Source organism: Alphaproteobacteria bacterium (assembly GCA_005883305.1).
GTDB lineage: Bacteria > Pseudomonadota > Alphaproteobacteria > Sphingomonadales > Sphingomonadaceae > Allosphingosinicella.
The window spans coordinates 2551774-2568788 of the sequence record VBAC01000001.1; the positions used below are offsets into that span (position 1 = coordinate 2551774).

Here is a 17015-nt window from a genome sequence, read left to right on the forward strand (position 1 = left end):
CGCGGGGGGTACGCGCGCCTATGCGACGATGATTTAGCGCAGCATGGACTGGATCGCTTTCCGCACACCGTTGCCGTTACAGTTACCGGCGTGTCGGTGCTGACGCTGCGTCCCGACGAAATAGCCATGATTAGCAAGATGAAGATTGCAGCCTCAGCCAGCCAGGCATCGCGGGTCGCGAATGTCAGCTTTTCCGCAAATCGCTCGAGAAACCTGCCAGTCCGCTTTCGGCCACTCCTTGCCGTTCTGCGACTTGGTACCGATCCATCATAGCCAAGGGTCGAAATCCGAGTCGTAAGAGCCCTCGCCAAAGCAGTATGCCTCGCCGCCACTCACGTGCCTGCCGCCATATTCATCAGTCCAGAACAGGATCGGTGCTGCCAGTCCACTGCTGGTGGAGTGTCGGCTGCGGACCCAGTGCAGCAACTGCGCAACTGCATCGGTCTGATCATCGTGCCGCGCGCTCGGAAATCCCAACAGCTCGGACTTGAATTCGGCGAGCCATGGCGGGTCATCGGGCAGAAGCAACTGCCCCGCCTCGACCATCGCGCTGACTCCCTCCACGCGCGAAATCTTGTCTCCCTCCGTCTTGCGCGCGATCGGAACGGGCACGCCGGCTTCCGGATATTTCCGCAGCTCGTGGATCAAGGCGATGCCTGACGACTGGTCCTCGACCAGCAAGACCCTTGCCCGATAGAGCCGCGCCAGGCGGATCGCCTGAGCCTTCAGCTCCGGGAACTCCATCCGCTTGCGAAATACATCGATGATGTAGACGTATTTGCCGACGACGATTGCAGTGACGCAGACGGACCAGTCGTTCCGGAGCCCGGCCTTGCTCGCCGTATCCCAGCACTGGACGACCATGCCCCCGCCGGGCGCGTTCTCGAGCTTACCGTAGGATCTGAACCAGGCAGCCTTCAGGATGTTGCCAAGTGCGGGGACCGGATCCTGCTGATACTGGGCTGCGAACGCTCGCGAGCCCATTTCCGCCCTGATCTCCTCCAGCACCTCCAGCGATTCCCGCTGGGGATGGAGCACATCGCCTACCCGGCGAATATGGCTTCGCCCGCGCGTGAGTTGGATCACCTCATCGGCTTGGGCGATCGCCGGCAGCGACAGCTGCCTGAACTTGCCGGTCTCCAGCATCGTCCCCGCTAGATCATATTGATGGAGACGCTGCATCACGCAGATGATGGCACCGGTTGCCTTGTCGTCGAGCCGCGACGCCAGCGTCCGTTTGTACCACTCGTTGACCGCCTCCCGGACCGTGTCGGAATCCGCCTCGTCAGGCTTGATGACGTCGTCGAGAACGATGATGTCACCGCCGCGGCCCGTGATTGTGCCGGTGACTGATGTGGCAAGGCGTCCGCCGCCTGCGGTCGTCTCGAAGTCGTAGGCCGCGGACCGCTTGGCCGAGATGATCGTCCGCGGGAACAGCTCGCGATACCAAGGCGCTTGCATGATCGCGAGGCAGTCCCGGGCGAGCTTGGCCGACAGCTCGTTCGAGTAGCTCACACAGACGAAATTGAGCTTCGGGTTCTGGCCCAGCATCCAGGCAACCCACGCAATCGAGATCGCCTTGGACTTGCCGTTGCGTGGCGGCAGCGAGACGAGCAGGCGGCGGCACCTTCGGTTCGCAACGCGGTGCAGTTCATGGGCGATGGCATCGAAGTGCCAGTTCCAAAGGAGCGGTTCGCCTGCGCTGACCCAGGCAAAGGCCTTCCGCAGAAAAGCACCAAAGTCCTGACGCATGTAGGCGAGGAGCAAGGCGTGGGGATCGTCGACGGGCTTACGCATTGTCGTCCCCCTCGTCATCGGTGGGCGTGGGGTCAGGCGCAGGAGGCAAGTGGCCATCTTCGCCACCACTCTCAGCTACGAGGCCGTCTTCGTCTTCCTCCTCCGCCTCCGACGCCAAAAGCTCATCGAGGAGTGTCTGGTCCTGCGCCGAGAGAGTCTTCGGTCCGGCACGACGATCCTCCACCCCGAAGATGTTCAGGATCATTGGAATCAGGAGCGCCTGGGCCTTGATATCCCCGTTCGCGGCGCGGCGGCACAAGGTCGCCATGACAAGGCGCTGCTGACGTCCCTTCTTGCTCCAGCCATCCTTCCCAGTGACCGTGGCAGTCGCATTGAGCTCAGCCTCAAGATCGGTCTTGAGCCCCTTGTGACCCTTCTCCTTGCCACGCGGATTGCCGGACTCGCCGGGCTTCCAACGGCTGTGCTTTGGAGGCTTGCCGTAGCCGACCTCATAATCATCGTTGTCGTCAGACATCGGTCGCCTCCTCGCTGGCGCGATCGGCAGCGACCTCGTCGAAGGTACGACCATCGGCGTGAATGGCAGGGCGGCCGGTGACCTTGCAAAGCCGCTTGAGCGCGGTGTCGACGTAGAGTGGATCAATCTCGACCGTGGCGCAGCGCCGGCCGGCGTGATGGGCCGCGGCCGCGGTCGTCCCTGAGCCGGCGAACGGGTCGAGAATCAGATCGCCGGTGTTCGAGCAGTCGCGGATGGCGTCGATCACCATGGCGGTCGACTTCACGCTGGGATGAGCCTCCAGATCCTCCTGTCGGCCCTTTCTGAACTGGGCAGCACCGTCGTACCGCCAGATATTGGTGCGATAGCGCTGCTGGCCGAGTTCAAAATTATTGGTATGTCGACCGCGGCCGGACTTGAACACGAGGATCAGCTCGTGCTGGCTGCGGTAGAAGGCGCCCATCGCACCCGAACCTTTGTCCCAGACAACCAGCTGCTTGAACTCTGTGTAGACGCCGTCGGCCGCGTCCTGCATCTGGCGCGCGTGCCGCCAATCTATGCAGTGATAGTGGATCGAGGCCGCACGGGAGAACTGGACGCAGTTGCGGAAGATCCGGCGGAAGAATGCGATCAGCTCCGCCGGGCTCTGCTCGCCCGACATCATCTCGAACTCGCGATGCCGGATCTTGCCGAGACCCGACACGTGCCCGTTGATGCGCACACCGTAGGGCGGATCGGAGAAGATCATGTCGGCAAGCTCGTCGGCAAGCAGCGCCTCATAGCTCACCGTGTCGAGCGAGTTGCCGCATAGGATCCTGTGCGGCCCAACATGCCAAAGATCGCCGAGCCGGCTCACCGCTCGCGCGTTGGGATCCGGCAGCTCAATGATCTCATTGGGTTCCGGCTCGGAGACGATCGAGAAGTCGAGATCGTTGGTGGTGAACCCGGTGACTTCGAAGTCATAGCCGCTGTCGAACAGGAACTTGAGTTCCTCGGCCACGATCTCGGCATCAAAGCTGCTCAGATCCGCCAGCTTGTTATGGGCGAGGATGAAGGCGCGGCGATCGGCCTCGGTCGCGAAGCTGGCCCGGATCACCGGGACCTCGTCCATGCCGAGTTCGCCTGCCGCCTCCCACAAGGCGTTGCCGGCGAGGATCATGCCGGTCTCCTTGTCGACGATGAGCGCGCCCTTGAAGCCGAAGCGGCGCAGCGAGCTCTTCATCTGGCCGCGCTGCTTGCGATTGTGCCTGCGGGGATTTTGGGGGTTCGGATGGATGGAGCCGTGGGGCACCATCTCGATCTGCAGGTGGTTGGAATTGTCGGCCATGACTGCTCCTTCGAATCAGGGGAGCAATCCACTTATGGGATGGGGGAGGGTCCGCTAAGGACAAGAAATAGGCTGGCTGATTGCCCGCAACTCCAGGCGGTACGGAGCAGGAAGGGTTGGTAGCCCGGTGCTCTCATCGACGATCGCACCATAGCCGGGAAAAAGGTCGCGAAACCGCATCGGTTTGCCAGCATATTTGCGACGCGCGGCACAGATCCAGTGAACTAGCTTGGTCTCGCTAATCCCGGGCTCAAGCAGGTCCACGATTAGTCGAATCACTCTGCCCGCCGTTCCAGGAATCTGAGGGTCATACACGCTGTCCTTGTGCCGCATCGCGACGACAGGTGTGCCCGTAAACTCCTGGCAGAGCGCCATCAGCCCCTCGACGTAGCGACGAAGCAGGCGGTCGCCAGGATTGCCTCGCAAGGCGGTGACCCGTTCGGCAACCTCTCTAGCGGCCTGCTGCACGAAGCAATCGTGATCGGCGAGAAGCAGGGCGTCGGGCGCCAGACCGGCAAGCTTCCGGGCTTGAATGTTGATGGCAAGCTCCAACCAGGGATTGAGCCGCGTTTCCGGTACGTCGATCTTGCGCGGACGAGCCACCGCGCGCTTCAGTCGAGAAAGAGATTCGTTGAACCCCTTCATATCGAGACCGAGCTGCTTTTCGAGCGAATAGCTCTGTTCGAGATAGGTAAGACGGCGCCTCAATTCGGCGACGCGCTTCGCGACGCGTTCCGGATCGGTGACCACGTTGGGATTGTCGGAAATACCGGCAGGATCGTTGCGACGACGGCGCGGCACGTGTTCAAACCTCCGAGCGCGCCATAGCCCAAGATTGCCCGTTTCGCCACGTCGTCCCTGCAACGAGTTGGGGAAAACTCTGCTCGCCCGAGGCAGGGAATTCAGCTTGGGCATTGGCAGTTTTCGGCCAGTTCGTGCCGACCGGCAGCCGCGAAACGGGTCGGTGGGGAGCAAAATTCCCTGCATATTCCCTGCAGTGCAGGGAATTGTGTGAAACGGTACTGCGGCTGGCCGGGTCGGAGAATTCTCGGAATTGCTGGGCCTGTTCGCGCCTTCGATCGACTCTCCGAAGTACCGTGCAGACAGGGAAATGGCGCAGAACTGCGCGACTTTCTCATCCGGGCGTAGAGCAGTCTCTGCAAAGAGAGACTAGGTGGCGGAGCGGGAGGGATTCGAACCCTCGATACGGTTTTGCCGTATACTCACTTTCCAGGCGAGCGCCTTCGACCACTCGGCCACCGCTCCGCATCGAACCCGATCGGTCGCCGCGCAGCGGCGGGCGTGAATCGGGTTCGCAACCAATTCGCACTGGAAGGCGCCCCATCTAGGGAGAGCCGGCGCTCAGGGCAAGCTGGCTGAGATCGCGTCGATCTTCTGCGCCAGAGCGATGTCTTTCGCCGTCACGCCACCCGCATCGTGGGTCGAAAGCAGGATGTCGACGCGGTTCCACACGTTGCGCCAATCGGGATGGTGATCGGCCTTCTCCGCCTCGAGCGCGACTCGGGTCATGAAGGCGAAGGCCGCGCCGAAATCGGCGAACTTCAGGCTCCGGGCGATGCCGCCTCGCTCCGCGTCGAAGGCCCAGCCGGGCAGGAGCGCAAGCGCCTCGTTCCTTTCGGTCTCGGTCAGCACCTCTTCCTCCTTCGTTGTCCTCCCTCTATGTCCCGCTCGATGGCCGACGGTCAAACCTACGCGCCCGACGCGGCGGCGATCGAGCGGCTGGCCGAGGCGGCGATCGCCCGGCTGCCCGAGGGCTTCCGGCGCCACCTCGCCAACGTCGTGCTTCGGGTCGAGGAATTCGCGGACGACGAGGTGCTCGATTCGCTCGGCGTCGAGGACGCGTTCGAGATTTCGGGCCTCTATTCCGGCCGCTCGATGCGCGAGGAAAGCGCCTGGGCTTCGGGCGAGCTGCCGCCGATGATCCACCTCTACCGCCGCCCCCTGCTCGACGAATGGGCCGAGACCGGAGTCGGCCTCGAGGCGCTGATCACCCATGTCATCGTCCACGAGGTGGGCCATCATTTCGGCTTTTCCGACGCCGACATGCACGCGATCGAGGAGCAGGCGGGTTGAGCCTGCTTTCCCTGGAGGACGTGGCCTGCGTCCGCGGCGGGCGGCTGCTGTTCGAAGGCCTCAGCCTCAGGTTGGAAGCAGGCGAGGCAGCGCTCGTCGCAGGGCCGAACGGCGCCGGCAAATCCTCCCTGATCCGGCTGGCCGCAGGCTTGCTCCGCGCCTCGTCCGGGAGGGTGAGCCGGGCCGCAGCCGCGCTGACCGACGAGCGGCTCGCGCTCGACGAGCGCCAACGGCTCGGCGATGCCCTCGCTTTCTGGGTCCCGGATCCCGAACGCGGCATCGCGGCGATGGGCCTCGGGCCGCTCGCCGGCGTGCCGGTGCGGATGCTCTCGACCGGACAGCGCAAGCGCGCGGCGCTGGCGCGGACGGTGGCGTCCGGAGCGCCGCTCTGGCTGCTCGACGAGCCGGCCAACGGGCTCGACGGCGAGGGTCTGGCCCGACTCGAAGCGGCGATGGCGGCGCACCGATCGCAAGGGGGCGCGATCCTCGCCGCCTCGCACCAGCCGCTCGCCCTTACCGGCGCGGCTCAGGTGAAGCTCGGATGACCCGCCTGATCCTTCGCGAGCTGCGCCTGTCGGCGACCGGCGGAGCGGCGCTTCTGCCGCTGGTCTTCTTCCTCCTCGTGGCGACGCTCTTCCCGTTCGCGGTGGGACCGGACGGGCCGCTGCTCGCCCGCACCGGCGGCGGGGCCTTGTGGATGGCCGCCCTGCTCGCGGCCCTGCTGCCGATCGACCGGCTGGTCGAGCCGGACCGCTCGGCCGGCGTGCTCGATCAACTGGCGCTTTCGGGCATCAGCGAAGAGGCAATCGCATTCGCCAAGCTCGCCGGCCACTGGCTCAGCTTCGCGCCCCCGCTGATGCTCGCCGCCATCCCCGGCGCGGCCCTGCTCAAGCTGCCCGCGCAGGCGCTGGTCCGGCTTGAGATCGGGCTGCTCATCGGCACGCCCGGCCTCGCGGCGCTGACTTTGGGGGTCGCCGCCCTCACCGCCGGCCTCAGGCGCGGCGGCGCGCTCGCCGGCCTCCTCGTTTTGCCGCTCGCCGTGCCGCTGCTGATCTTCGGCGCCGGCTATCTCGAGCGCGGCAACGAGAGCGGCGCGCTGCAATTGCTCGGCGCCGTTTCGCTGCTGCTGGTCGCCGGCGCGCCCTTCGCGGCGGGCGCGGCAATCCGGGCATTGCGGGACTAGCGGCTCCAGCGCGCGAAGATCGCGGTCGGCAGCAGCAGGCCGCGCGCTTCCTCGCGCACCGCCATGTCGCCGCATTCCATTTTGCCGCCGAGATCGGCCAGCGCCTGGCTCAGCAACTCGCCGATCGCCAGCGCGGACATGCGCACGGCGTAGACGGTGAGGACGAGGAAGCGGCTGTCGGAGTCGAGCAGTGCCCGGCAGTCGGCGATCAGCCCGGGCAGCCCTTCTTCGAGCCGCCAGATTTCGCCTGCCGGGCCGCGGCCGAACTTGGGCGGATCGAGGATGATGCCGTCATAGCGCCGGCCCCGCCGCACCTCGCGCGCGGCGAACTTGGCGGCGTCGTCGACCATCCAGCGGATCGGCTTGTCATCCATGCCGGAGAGCACCGCATTGGCCTTGCCCGATTCGACCGACTTCTTCGAGGCGTCGACATGGGTCAGCCGAGCGCCCTTCGCGGCCATCGCCAGAGTGCCGACTCCGGTATAACCGAACAGGTTGAGCGCTTCCCCGCCTGGCGCCAATCGCTCGCGCATCCAGGTCCATTGCGGCGCCATGTCGGGGAAGAAAGCGAGGTGGCGGAACGGCGTCGCCTGGGCGCGGAATCGCACCTCCTCCCAGCTAAGGTCCCAGCCGTCCTTGGGGACCGGCCGGTCGAAGCGCCAGCGGCCCCCGCCCTCCTCGTCCGAGCCGGGGACGAACTCGCCGTCCGCGGCCCAATCCGCCGAGGCGGGCGCCCACATCGCCTGCGGCTCGGGCCGGATGAAGCGATAGCGGCCGTAGCGCTCGAGCTTTCGGCCGTGGCCGCTGTCGACGAGGCCGTAATCGGCCCAGGGCTCGGCAATCAGCGTTTCGAGCGTCACGCCGCGCGCACCGCCGGAACGCCGATCGTCGCCCGGGCGAGCGGCCCGGCGATCAACTTCGCGCCCGCCGCCCGGAGCTGGTCGAGGGTCACCGCCTCGATCTCGCGCACCACCGTGTCGGGCTCGTCGAGCCGGCCGTAGAGCGAGAGCTGGCGAGCGACGTAATTGGCCTGGCCCCAGGCGGTTTCGAGCGACATCAAAAGGCCGGCCTTGGCCTGCGCCTTGGCGCGCTGAAGCTCGCGCTCGGTCGCGTCGACCGCAGTTTCCGCGATGACGTCGGCGATCAGCGCCGCCGCGGCCGCCGCCTCGCGCGGCGCGGTCGCCGCGTAGAAATAGAAGAGGGCGCCGTCGCGATAGGGCTGGAGCTGCGACCAGACCGAATAAGCGAGGCCCCGATCCTCGCGCACCGCCTGGAACAGGCGCGACGAGGCGCCCGATCCCACCACGTCGGAGAAGAGCCGCGCCGCGTGATAATCGGGAGCGCCGATGGTCGGGGCGGCATAGGCGCCGGTGAGATGGGCCTGGTCGGCGCGCGGCCGGCGGGTGCGGGCGGTCCCGGCGAACCGGGCCGCCTCCGCCGCTTCGAGCGTGCCGGCGCTGAGGCCGGCGAAATGCCGCATCGCGAGCGCCACCAGAGCCTCGTGATCCACCTTGCCGGCCGCAACCAGATAGAGGTTGCCGGTACGATATTGGTCGGTCCGCCAGGCGTGGAGGTCGTCGACTCCGATCGCCGCGATGCTTCCCTCGTCACCGAGCACCGAGCGGCCGAGCGGCTGGTCCGGATAGGCGGCCATCCACAAATCGTCGAAGATGATGTCGTTCGGCGTGTCGCGCGCCTCGCCGAGCTCCTGGAGCACGACCTCCTTCTCGCGGGCGAGATCCTCGTCGCGGAAATGGGGGCGCTGGATCATGTCGGCGAGGATCTCGATGCCGAGCGGCAGATGCTCGGCGAGCAGGCTGGCGGTGAAGCTCGTTCCCTCGCGGTCGGTCGCGGCGTTGAGGTCTCCGCCGACGTCCTCGATCGCCTCGCTGAGCTCGCGCGCCGAGCGGCCGCCGGCGCCCTTGAACACCATATGCTCGAACAGGTGGGCGATGCCGTTGACCCGCGCCGGCTCGTGGCGCGAGCCGGCGTCGGCGTAAAGGCCGACGGCCACGGTCTCGAAGCCGGGCATCGTCCGGCTGGCGACCCTGAGGCCGCTGTCTAGGGTGGTAAGCTTCATCATGAACGCGGGGATTTAGGCGCTCAGGGCTCGGGCGGCAACTTGGGCGCGCCCCGCCGCCTCAGTGCGATCGCATAGATGACGAGCGCGGTGGCGGCGAAGAAGAACCACTGCAAGGCGTAGGCCAGGTGGTTGTTGGGAATGTTCTCCATGCTCGAAGGCTGGCTTGGGACGAGCGGCGCCCGCGCCGTGGCGGCAGTCAGCGTGATCGGTCCCTCCTCCTCGACCGCGCCGAGCCGGCCGGCGACGATCCCCTCGAGCGTGAGGCGGTCCACGGCGTCGGGCCGCGCGGCCCAGCCGAGATTGACTCGAAGGCGCCCGGCGAGCCCTGCGGCGCCCGGCCGGCAGGGGACGACATAGACCTGCCCGACCTCGTCCGCGCCGTTGCGGCCGACATGGATGTCCGGCTCCTGCCCCTGCGCATGGCAGGTAACGAGCGCCCGGCGGAAGCCGAGCGGCGGAAGCGCCGTTCGTCCGTCGAGCAGCGGATCGAGGTCGACCGGGGGCATCGTCGCGGCCTGCGCATATTGCGCGAGCAGGCGCTCCTTCCACTCGGCCCGGTGCAGCTGCCACACGCCGAGCGCGATCATGATGCCCGCCGCGGCGAGCACCACGATCGTCGGGACGATCGGAACGCGCCTCATTGGATCCGCCCCTCGCGGGCGCGGTGCCGGTATTCGAGCGCCAGCAGGAATCCCTTGGCGATCCGCAGCAGTCCGACGGTGAGGATGGCGGTCAGCGGCAGCCACAGGACGACGTGAAGCCACCAGGGCGGGGAGGCGCTGAGCTCGAGCGCGATGGCCAGAGCGACGACGATCCCGCCGACGATGAAGATCAGGAAGGCGGCGGGACCGTCGCCGACGTTGAAGCCGGCGAAATCGAGCCCGCAGGCGCGGCAGGCCGGCGCGAAGGTCGCGAGGCCGGCGAACAGCGTGCGGTTACCGCAGCGGGGGCAGAGGCCCTTGAGCGCCGCCGCCGCGGGAGCTGGTGGTTCGGTCGGAGGCATCGGGGTCCTTCGATACGCCGTTTCGACAGGCTCGCAAGTTACCCTGAGCGCCTGCCTTGGCAGGCAGTCGAAGGGGCGACTCAGGATGAGCGGTTTCCTACCCTATCCGCTCATCCCGAGTAGGGACTGAGCTTGGCGAAGGCCCGTATCGAAGGACGCCTAGTGATATTCCGCGCCCCAGCCGCCCCAGACGTAGACGCACAGGAACAGGAACAGCCACACGACATCGACGAAGTGCCAATACCAGGCGGCCGCCTCGAAGCCGAAATGCTGCCGCGGCGTGAAGTGGCCCTTGTAGGCGCGGATCAGGCAGACGGTGAGGAAGATGGTTCCGACGATGACGTGGAAGCCGTGGAAGCCGGTCGCCATGAAGAAGGCCGAGGTGTAGATATTGTCCTTAAACCCGAACGGCGCGTGGGCATATTCATAGGCCTGGATCGAGGTGAACAGCAGGCCAAGGGCGATCGTGCACCACAGCCCCTTGATCAGCCCGTCGCGGTGATTGTGGATCAGCGCGTGGTGCGCCCAGGTGACCGTGCAGCCGGAGCAGAGCAGGATCAGCGTGTTGAGCAGCGGCCAGCCGAACGGGTTGAGCACGTGCATATGCTCGGGCGGCCAGACCCCGCCGACGCTCTCCGCGGTCGACGGGAAGAGCGAGGCGTTGAACCACGCCCAGAACCAGGCGACGAAGAACATCACCTCCGAGGCGATGAACAGGATCATTCCATAGCGCAGGTGGAGCTGGACGATCGGCGTGTGATCGCCGGTGTGCGCCTCGCGCACCACGTCCATCCACCAGGACAGCATGGTGAAGAGGATCCCGATCAGGCCGGCGCCGATAATGTACGCGCCATAGGGCAGATCGTGCATCCAGCGGACCATGCCGATGAAGAAGGCCATCGCCGATATGGAGCCCACCAGCGGCCACACGCTCGGATTCACGATATGATATTGGTGGGTCTTCGCTCCGGCCATTTTCCGTCCGTCCTTGGGCTTTGCAGGCGTCCTCTAGCTTCCGCTCGGGCGCCGGTCCACTGGGTAAAAGGTATAGGAAAGGGTGATCTCGCTTATGTTCCGGGCGTCCGGATCGTCGAGGATCTTGGGGTCGACGAAGAAGACCACCGGCATCTGCACTTCCTGCCCCGGCCTCAGCGTCTGCTCGGTGAAGCAGAAGCACTGGATCTTGGTGAAATATTGCCCGGCCTGGCTCGGCGTGACGTTGAACGTCGCGGTTCCGGTGACCGCGTGGTCGGAAAGGTTGCGGGCGGTGAACAGGGCGATATTGCGCGCGCCGATCGCGACGTTGCGGTGGGTGTCGACCGGCTCGAACCGCCAGGGCAGGGAGGAGCTGTGGTTGGCGTCGAAGCGGATCGAGATCATATGGCCGGCATCGCCCGGCGCCTGGTCGGTCGCGGCGCGCCGCGGAGTGCCGGCGAAGCCCGTCACCTGGCAGAACATGCGGTAGAGCGGCACGCTCGCATAAGCGACGCCGACCATCGCCGCGACCAGCAGGAAGGCGAGCAGTCCGGTGCGCGCGTTGCGGTCCAGGGCCCGGATCATTCGCCCATCCCCATGCGCACGAGGCTGATCGCATAGACGAGGATCACGAACGCGCCGAGCAGCAGGGCCATGATCAGCGCGCGCTGCCGCTGGCGGCGGCGGACCTGGTCGGCGAACGGCTCGGGCGGCGGCGCGGGCCGGACCCCCTCGAGCGGATCGGGGCGGCTCACGAGAGCAGCCAGCGGTCGGCGACGAGCGCGCCGAAGATCGTGAACAGGTAGAGGATCGAGTAGGCGAAGAGCTGCTTCTCCGGCTTCATGCCCTTGGGCTCGGTCGCCTTGTTGGCCAGGACGCGGAGCGACAGGACGAGGAAGACGAGGCTCAGCGCAGCCGCGGCGACGCCGTAGAGCGGGCCGGTCAGGCCGAGCGGCCACGGCGCGACGGCAGCGGCGGCCATCGGCAGCGTGTAGAGGACGATCTGCAGCCGCGTCGCCTTGGGCCCGGCGACGACGGGGAGCATCGGCACGCCGGCCGCGGCATAGTCCGAGCGGACGAACAGCGACAGCGCCCAGAAATGCGGTGGAGTCCACAGGAAGATAAGCGCGAACAGCAGGATCGGCAGGGTCGCGACGTCGCCGGTCGCCGCGGCCCAGCCGATCAGCGGCGGAAAGGCGCCGGCCGCGCCGCCGATGACGATGTTCTGCGGCGTCCGGCGCTTCAGCCAGACGGTGTAGACGATGACGTAGAACAGGATCGAGACGGCGAGGATCGCTGCCGCCAGCCAGTTGGTCGCGACGCCCATCAGGATGACGGAGAAGAAGGACAGGCCGACGCCGAAATGGAGCGCGGTCTGCCGGTCCATCCGCCCCGCCGGGAGCGGGCGCGAGGCGGTGCGCTTCATAAAAGCGTCGAGATCGGCCTCGTACCACATGTTGAGCGCCGCGGCCGCGCCGGCCCCGAGCGCGATGCACAGGATCGCGGTGAAGCCGAGCACCGGATGGATGTTCACCGGCGCGACCAGCAGGCCGCACAAGGCGGTGAAGACGACGAGGCTCATCACCCGCGGCTTGGTCAGCGCGAGCAGGTCCCGCCAATCGGCGGGGAGAGCGGTGTCGGTCGAGGCGGTCACGGTTGTCATATAGGCTCGGCGAGACGGTCCTTCGATACGCCGTTTCGCCAGGCTCAACGGCTACTCAGGATGAGCGGTTTCCCCTCGACACTTCCCTACCCGCTCATCCTGAGGAGGGACTGAGCCCGGCGAAGGCCCGTATCGAAGGAAGGCCCGTATCGAACGACCGCCGTCAATCCACCCTGGGCAGAGTCTCGAACTGGTGGAAGGGCGGCGGGCTCGACAGGGTCCATTCGAGAGTCGTCGCGCCTTCGCCCCACGGATTGTCGGGCGCCTTCTTGCCGGCGATCAGCGACCAGACGATGTTCACGAAGAAGAACACCATCCCGATCGCCATGATCGCATAGCCGATCGAGGCCACCTCGTTCCAATGCTGGAAGGCCGGCGTGTAGTTCGGAACGCGCCGCTGCATCCCCTGCATGCCGAGGAAGTGCATCGGGAAGAACAGGATGTTGACGCCGATGAAGAAGGTCCAGAAATGGAGCTGGCCGAGCAGCTCGTTATACTGGCGCCCCCACATCTTGCCGAACCAGTAATACCAGCCGGCGAACAGCGAGAAGACCGCTCCGAGCGAGAGCACGTAGTGGAAGTGGGCGACGACATAATAGGTGTCGTGCATCACCGTATCGACCCCGGCATTGGCCAGGACGACGCCGGTGACTCCGCCGACGGTGAACATGAAGATGAAGCCGAGCGCCCAGACCATCGGGGTCTCGAACGTCAGGCTTCCGCCCCACATCGTCGCGATCCACGAGAAGATCTTGATGCCGGTCGGCACCGCGATGACCATCGTCGCCGCGGTGAAATACATCTTGGTGTTCACGTCCATGCCGACGGTGAACATGTGGTGGGCCCACACGACGAAGCCGATCACGCCGATCGAGACCATGGCATAGGCCATTCCGAGATAGCCGAACACCGGCTTTCGGCTGAAGGTCGCGACGATCTGGCTGACCATGCCGAAGCCCGGCAGGATCATGATGTAGACTTCGGGGTGGCCGAAAAACCAGAACAGATGCTGGTAGAGGATCGGATCGCCGCCGCCGGGCGCGTCGAAGAAGTGCGTGCCGAAATTGCGGTCGGTGAGAAGCATGGTGATCGCGCCCGCGAGCACCGGCAGGGCCAGCAGCAGAAGGAAGGCGGTGACCAGGATCGACCAGACGAAGAGCGGCATCTTGTGCAGCGTCATGCCCGGCGCGCGCATGTTGAAGATGGTGGTGATGAAGTTGATCGCGCCGAGGATCGAGCTGGCGCCCGCGAGGTGGAGCGCGAAGATGGCGAGATCGACCGAGGGGCCGACCGAGCCCGAGGTCGAGAGCGGCGCGTAGACCGTCCAGCCCACTCCGGCGCCGAGGCCGGTGCCGCCGGAGACGAACGAGCTCGACAGAAGCAGGATGAAGGCGGGCGGAAGCAGCCAGAACGAAATGTTGTTCATCCTGGGGAAGGCCATGTCGGGGGCCCCGATCATGATCGGAACGAACCAGTTGCCGAAGCCGCCGATCATCGCCGGCATGACCATGAAGAAGACCATGATCAGGCCGTGGGCGCTGATCAGCACGTTCCACATGTGAAGCGATTCGTCGAACGTCGCCTCGGACATGCCGAGGAAGGAATGGAGCATGTTCGCCCAGGTGCCGAGATACTGGATCCCCGGCTCGGCCAGCTCGAGCCGCATCAGGCCGGAGATCGCGCCGCCGATGATCCCCGCGGTGACCGCGAAGATCAGATAGAGCGTGCCGATGTCCTTGTGGTTCGTCGACATGAACCAGCGGACGAAGAAGCCCGGCTTGTGATCGGCGTCGTGATGCGCGTCGTGCCCATGATGGGCTTCGAAATGGACGGCGTTTGCGGTGGTGTCGGTCATTTCTCTTCTGCCGCCTTATCTGGTCGCGCCTTGGTTCGTGACGGCCGGTGCCTCGGTCGCCGCGACAACATTGCCGGGTGCTGGGGTGGAGGCCGTGCCTTCCGTCGCCGAGACGGTGGTCGCCGGCGCCGGCGGGGACGCCGCGGAAGGCGCGGCTCCGGCCATGTGGCCGCCCTTGGAGGCGATCCACGCCCGGAATTGCGCCGGGGTGACGACTTCCACCGCGATCGGCATGTAGCCGTGGCGGGCGCCGCACAGCTCGTAGCAGACGCCGTAGAAGACTCCGGTGCGGTCGGCGCGGAACCAGGTCTCGTTGAGCCGGCCGGGGACGGCGTCGATCTTGGTCCAGAAGGCGGGGACTCCGAAGGCGTGGATGACGTCGTTGGAGGTCACGATCACCTTCACCGTCGCGCCTACGGGCACGACGAGACGCTCGTCGACCGCCAGCTGGCGCGGCTCGTGGCCCGCATCGGCCTGCGCGTCCGGAAGCATGTTGGACACGAGGTTCACGCCGAGATCGGGATATTGATATTCCCAATACCATTGGTTGCCGATCGCCTTGACCGTGACGTCCGCGCGCGGCGGATCATATTGGTGGGCGAGCAGCCGGATCGAGGGCACCGCGATCATCACCAGGATCAGCACCGGAACCAGCGTCCAGACGATCTCCAGCACGGTGTTGTGGGTGTTGCGCGACGGCACCGGATGGGCGCTGCGGCGGAAGCGGAGGATGACGAAGCCGAGCAAAGCGAGCACGAACAGCGAGATGACCGTGATCAGCGGGGTGAGGATAATGTTGTGGAACCACGACGCCTCCTCGCCGATCGGGCTGAACTGCTGCTGCAGGCCGATCGCGTCGGTCGGCTGGCCGATGCCGGGGGTCGGCGCGGTAACCGCCGGGGCCGCAACGCTGTTGCCCGCCGGCGCCGCGACCGGCGCCGCCGCGGGGACGGCGGTGGCGGGAGCCGTGGCGGCCGGAGCGGCGGGAGCGGTTGTCGCGAGGGCTGCCGTGGGGGCCATCCCGAAGGCGGCGGCGACGGCAACGAGCTTCAAAAAGGTCTTCATCTAGGCCCCTGTGGGTCCCGCCCGGTGGGCGGCTGGATTCGGGCGCCCGGGGGCGCTTGCGCGCGCCTTATAGGCAGCGGTTTTGCGTCTCTCAAGCAGGATAACCGCTCCTTCGGACCGCTTGAAGCCCGCGCTTGCGCTCCCTATCAACCGGGGAGCCATTCCGGCCCCGGGGAAGACGAATGACGGAAGCGGAGGTCCTGGACGAGTTCCGCGCCGCCGGCGCCCTGCTCGAAGGGCATTTCATCCTTTCCTCCGGGCTGCACAGCCCGCTTTACCTGCAATGCGCGCGCGTGCTGATGGATCCGGCCCGCGCCTCGCGCCTCGCCGCGTCGCTCGCGGCTTCGATCCCGGCCGAGCTTCGCGCGCGGATCGAGATCGTCGTCTCCCCGGCCATGGGCGGAGTGATCGTCGGCCATGAAATGGGCCGCGCGCTCGGCGTCGAGGCGCTGTTCGTCGAGCGGCCGTCGGGCACGTTCGAGCTCCGCCGCGGCTTCGGCCTGCGCCCCGGTCAGAAGGTGCTGCTGGTCGAGGACGTCGTCACCACCGGCCTGTCCTCGCGCGAGGCGATGAAGGCGATCGCCGAGGCAGGCGGCGAGGTCATCGCCGCCGCCGCTCTGGTCGACCGCTCGAACGGCGCCGCCAAGCTCGGCGTGCCCTTCTTTCCGCTGATCCGTCTCGATGTGCCGAGCTACGAGGCGGATCGGCTGCCGAACGAGCTGGCCGCTCTCCCCGCGGAGAAACCCGGGAGCCGCAAGCATATCCTGAGCGAAGTCGAAGGGAGCGCGTGACCCGGCCCCTTCGCCTTGGAGTCAACATCGACCATGTCGCGACGATCCGCAACGCGCGCGGCGGGATCTACCCGGATCCGATCCGCGCCGCCGAGATCGCCCAGGCTGCCGGAGCCGACGGGATCACCGCCCATCTGCGCGAGGACCGGCGCCACATCGTCGACGACGACATCGCCCGGCTGATCGGAGCGATCGCTCTGCCGCTGAACCTCGAGATGGCGGCGACCGAGGAGATGGTTCGGCTCGCCCTTCGCCACCGTCCGCACGCCGCCTGCATCGTCCCCGAGCGGCGCGAGGAGGTGACCACCGAAGGCGGGCTCGACGCCGCCGGCCGGCACAATCACCTCCAGCCTTTGATCTCCCGGCTCGCCGACGCCGGAATCCGGGTCAGCCTGTTCATCGAGCCCGATCCCAGGCAGATCGAGGCCGCGGCGATGCTCGGCGCCCCGGTCGTCGAGTTCCACACCGGCCGCTATGCCCATGCCGAAGGCGAGGCGCGCGCGGCGGAGCTCCGGCGAATCGCGGACGCCGCGGCGCTCGCGGCCAAGAATGGCATCGAGCCCCATGCCGGCCACGGCCTCACCTACGACAATGTCCAGCCGATCGCCGCGATACCGCAGATCGCCGAGCTCAACATCGGCCACTTCCTCATCGGCGAGGCGATCTTCACCGGCCTCGACGCGAGCATCCGCCGGATGCGCGCGCTGATGGATGAGGCGCGGTGA

At 66.6% G+C, this 17015-nt stretch carries 19 protein-coding genes, 1 tRNA gene and 1 pseudogene; 6 read left to right on the forward strand and 15 right to left on the reverse strand.

Annotation, left to right across the window (positions count from 1 at the left end):
• Positions 1-54: 54 nt before the first annotated feature.
• Positions 55-135, forward strand: a pseudogene (locus tag E6G92_12595) (type I methionyl aminopeptidase).
• A gap of 132 nt (positions 136-267) precedes the next feature.
• Here the strand turns inward: E6G92_12595 and E6G92_12600 are convergent.
• The 6 genes from E6G92_12600 to E6G92_12625 form a co-directional block, all read right to left on the reverse strand.
• On the reverse strand, positions 268-1863 hold the full coding sequence (locus E6G92_12600) for a terminase (GenBank protein TMJ20533.1): 1596 nt from the start codon (positions 1861-1863) through the stop codon (positions 268-270).
• The gene (locus E6G92_12605; GenBank protein TMJ20534.1) at positions 1790-2272 is read right to left on the reverse strand and encodes a hypothetical protein; all 483 of its coding nucleotides are present in this window, start codon (positions 2270-2272) and stop codon (positions 1790-1792) included. The genes E6G92_12600 and E6G92_12605 overlap by 74 nt, the downstream gene beginning before the upstream one ends.
• Positions 2265-3578 (reverse strand): DNA methylase N-4, encoded by a 1314-nt coding sequence (locus E6G92_12610; protein TMJ20535.1) that lies wholly within the window; start codon positions 3576-3578, stop codon positions 2265-2267. The genes E6G92_12605 and E6G92_12610 overlap by 8 nt, the downstream gene beginning before the upstream one ends.
• A 54-nt stretch (positions 3579-3632) precedes the next feature.
• On the reverse strand, positions 3633-4493 hold the full coding sequence (locus E6G92_12615; GenBank protein TMJ20536.1) for a hypothetical protein: 861 nt from the start codon (positions 4491-4493) through the stop codon (positions 3633-3635).
• A gap of 260 nt (positions 4494-4753) precedes the next feature.
• A tRNA-Ser gene (locus E6G92_12620) sits at positions 4754-4844 on the reverse strand.
• A 96-nt stretch (positions 4845-4940) separates the two neighbouring features.
• Complete coding sequence (locus tag E6G92_12625; protein TMJ20537.1) at positions 4941-5285, reverse strand: 4a-hydroxytetrahydrobiopterin dehydratase; 345 nt, start codon at positions 5283-5285, stop codon at positions 4941-4943.
• Between E6G92_12625 and E6G92_12630 the strand changes: the two genes are divergently transcribed.
• From E6G92_12630 to E6G92_12640, 3 genes are read left to right on the forward strand one after another with little or no spacing between them, the layout of a single operon-like run.
• Positions 5271-5672: a metallopeptidase family protein gene (locus E6G92_12630; GenBank protein TMJ20538.1), complete on the forward strand. Its 402-nt coding sequence runs from the start codon at positions 5271-5273 to the stop codon at positions 5670-5672. The two genes, E6G92_12625 and E6G92_12630, sit on opposite strands and share 15 nt — an antisense overlap.
• A complete protein-coding gene (locus E6G92_12635; protein ID TMJ20539.1) occupies positions 5552-6217 on the forward strand; it encodes an ATP-binding cassette domain-containing protein in 666 nt (221 codons plus the stop codon). The genes E6G92_12630 and E6G92_12635 overlap by 121 nt, the downstream gene beginning before the upstream one ends.
• Positions 6214-6855 carry a heme ABC transporter permease CcmB gene (locus tag E6G92_12640; GenBank protein ID TMJ20540.1) on the forward strand — a complete coding sequence of 214 codons (642 nt, stop codon included), beginning with the start codon at positions 6214-6216 and terminating at the stop codon, positions 6853-6855. Before E6G92_12635 ends, E6G92_12640 begins: the two co-directional genes overlap by 4 nt.
• On the opposite strand, the gene E6G92_12645 is transcribed toward E6G92_12640, so the two are convergent.
• From E6G92_12645 to coxB, 9 genes are all read right to left on the reverse strand, one after another.
• On the reverse strand, positions 6852-7715 hold the full coding sequence (locus E6G92_12645; GenBank protein TMJ20541.1) for a class I SAM-dependent rRNA methyltransferase: 864 nt from the start codon (positions 7713-7715) through the stop codon (positions 6852-6854). The genes E6G92_12640 and E6G92_12645 overlap by 4 nt on opposite strands.
• The gene (locus tag E6G92_12650; GenBank protein ID TMJ20542.1) at positions 7712-8938 is read right to left on the reverse strand and encodes an insulinase family protein; all 1227 of its coding nucleotides are present in this window, start codon (positions 8936-8938) and stop codon (positions 7712-7714) included. Before E6G92_12650 ends, E6G92_12645 begins: the two co-directional genes overlap by 4 nt.
• Positions 8939-8958: 20 nt before the next feature.
• Positions 8959-9579 carry an SURF1 family protein gene (locus E6G92_12655; protein TMJ20543.1) on the reverse strand — a complete coding sequence of 207 codons (621 nt, stop codon included), beginning with the start codon at positions 9577-9579 and terminating at the stop codon, positions 8959-8961.
• The gene (locus E6G92_12660) at positions 9576-9941 is read right to left on the reverse strand and encodes a DUF983 domain-containing protein (protein TMJ20544.1); all 366 of its coding nucleotides are present in this window, start codon (positions 9939-9941) and stop codon (positions 9576-9578) included. Before E6G92_12660 ends, E6G92_12655 begins: the two co-directional genes overlap by 4 nt.
• Before the next feature lie 159 nt (positions 9942-10100).
• Positions 10101-10916 carry a cytochrome c oxidase subunit 3 gene (locus tag E6G92_12665; GenBank protein ID TMJ20545.1) on the reverse strand — a complete coding sequence of 272 codons (816 nt, stop codon included), beginning with the start codon at positions 10914-10916 and terminating at the stop codon, positions 10101-10103.
• 33 nt (positions 10917-10949) lie between these two features.
• Complete coding sequence (locus tag E6G92_12670) at positions 10950-11501, reverse strand: cytochrome c oxidase assembly protein (GenBank protein TMJ20546.1); 552 nt, start codon at positions 11499-11501, stop codon at positions 10950-10952.
• Between the two features lie 166 nt (positions 11502-11667).
• Positions 11668-12579 carry a protoheme IX farnesyltransferase gene (locus E6G92_12675; GenBank protein ID TMJ20547.1) on the reverse strand — a complete coding sequence of 304 codons (912 nt, stop codon included), beginning with the start codon at positions 12577-12579 and terminating at the stop codon, positions 11668-11670.
• A gap of 163 nt (positions 12580-12742) precedes the next feature.
• Complete coding sequence (ctaD, locus tag E6G92_12680) at positions 12743-14434, reverse strand: cytochrome c oxidase subunit I (GenBank protein TMJ20548.1); 1692 nt, start codon at positions 14432-14434, stop codon at positions 12743-12745.
• A gap of 15 nt (positions 14435-14449) precedes the next feature.
• The gene (gene coxB, locus E6G92_12685) at positions 14450-15499 is read right to left on the reverse strand and encodes a cytochrome c oxidase subunit II (GenBank protein ID TMJ20549.1); all 1050 of its coding nucleotides are present in this window, start codon (positions 15497-15499) and stop codon (positions 14450-14452) included.
• A gap of 182 nt (positions 15500-15681) precedes the next feature.
• Here coxB and E6G92_12690 point away from each other — a divergent pair, with 182 nt between their 5' ends.
• Together E6G92_12690 and E6G92_12695 are read left to right on the forward strand one after the other, a co-directional pair.
• On the forward strand, positions 15682-16290 hold the full coding sequence (locus E6G92_12690) for an orotate phosphoribosyltransferase (protein ID TMJ20550.1): 609 nt from the start codon (positions 15682-15684) through the stop codon (positions 16288-16290).
• Positions 16287-17015, forward strand: coding sequence for a pyridoxine 5'-phosphate synthase (locus tag E6G92_12695; GenBank protein TMJ20551.1), 729 nt, complete (start codon positions 16287-16289; stop codon positions 17013-17015). Before E6G92_12690 ends, E6G92_12695 begins: the two co-directional genes overlap by 4 nt.

What these genes read in the sequence shown, in the direction of transcription:
- E6G92_12665 (TMJ20545.1), bottom strand. Translation starts at nt 10,916, where the DNA reads ATGGCCGGAGCGAAGACCCACCAATATCATATCGTGAATCCGAGCGTG.
- E6G92_12610 (TMJ20535.1), bottom strand. Translation starts at nt 3,578, where the DNA reads ATGGCCGACAATTCCAACCACCTGCAGATCGAGATGGTGCCCCACGGC.
- E6G92_12690 (TMJ20550.1), top strand. Translation starts at nt 15,682, where the DNA reads ATGACGGAAGCGGAGGTCCTGGACGAGTTCCGCGCCGCCGGCGCCCTG.
- E6G92_12655 (TMJ20543.1), bottom strand. Translation starts at nt 9,579, where the DNA reads ATGAGGCGCGTTCCGATCGTCCCGACGATCGTGGTGCTCGCCGCGGCG.
- E6G92_12615 (TMJ20536.1), bottom strand. Translation starts at nt 4,493, where the DNA reads ATGCCCAAGCTGAATTCCCTGCCTCGGGCGAGCAGAGTTTTCCCCAAC.
- E6G92_12630 (TMJ20538.1), top strand. Translation starts at nt 5,271, where the DNA reads ATGGCCGACGGTCAAACCTACGCGCCCGACGCGGCGGCGATCGAGCGG.
- E6G92_12670 (TMJ20546.1), bottom strand. Translation starts at nt 11,501, where the DNA reads ATGATCCGGGCCCTGGACCGCAACGCGCGCACCGGACTGCTCGCCTTC.
- ctaD (TMJ20548.1), bottom strand. Translation starts at nt 14,434, where the DNA reads ATGACCGACACCACCGCAAACGCCGTCCATTTCGAAGCCCATCATGGG.
- E6G92_12650 (TMJ20542.1), bottom strand. Translation starts at nt 8,938, where the DNA reads ATGATGAAGCTTACCACCCTAGACAGCGGCCTCAGGGTCGCCAGCCGG.
- E6G92_12675 (TMJ20547.1), bottom strand. Translation starts at nt 12,579, where the DNA reads ATGACAACCGTGACCGCCTCGACCGACACCGCTCTCCCCGCCGATTGG.
- E6G92_12635 (TMJ20539.1), top strand. Translation starts at nt 5,552, where the DNA reads ATGGGCCGAGACCGGAGTCGGCCTCGAGGCGCTGATCACCCATGTCAT.
- E6G92_12605 (TMJ20534.1), bottom strand. Translation starts at nt 2,272, where the DNA reads ATGTCTGACGACAACGATGATTATGAGGTCGGCTACGGCAAGCCTCCA.
- coxB (TMJ20549.1), bottom strand. Translation starts at nt 15,499, where the DNA reads ATGAAGACCTTTTTGAAGCTCGTTGCCGTCGCCGCCGCCTTCGGGATG.
- E6G92_12660 (TMJ20544.1), bottom strand. Translation starts at nt 9,941, where the DNA reads ATGCCTCCGACCGAACCACCAGCTCCCGCGGCGGCGGCGCTCAAGGGC.
- E6G92_12640 (TMJ20540.1), top strand. Translation starts at nt 6,214, where the DNA reads ATGACCCGCCTGATCCTTCGCGAGCTGCGCCTGTCGGCGACCGGCGGA.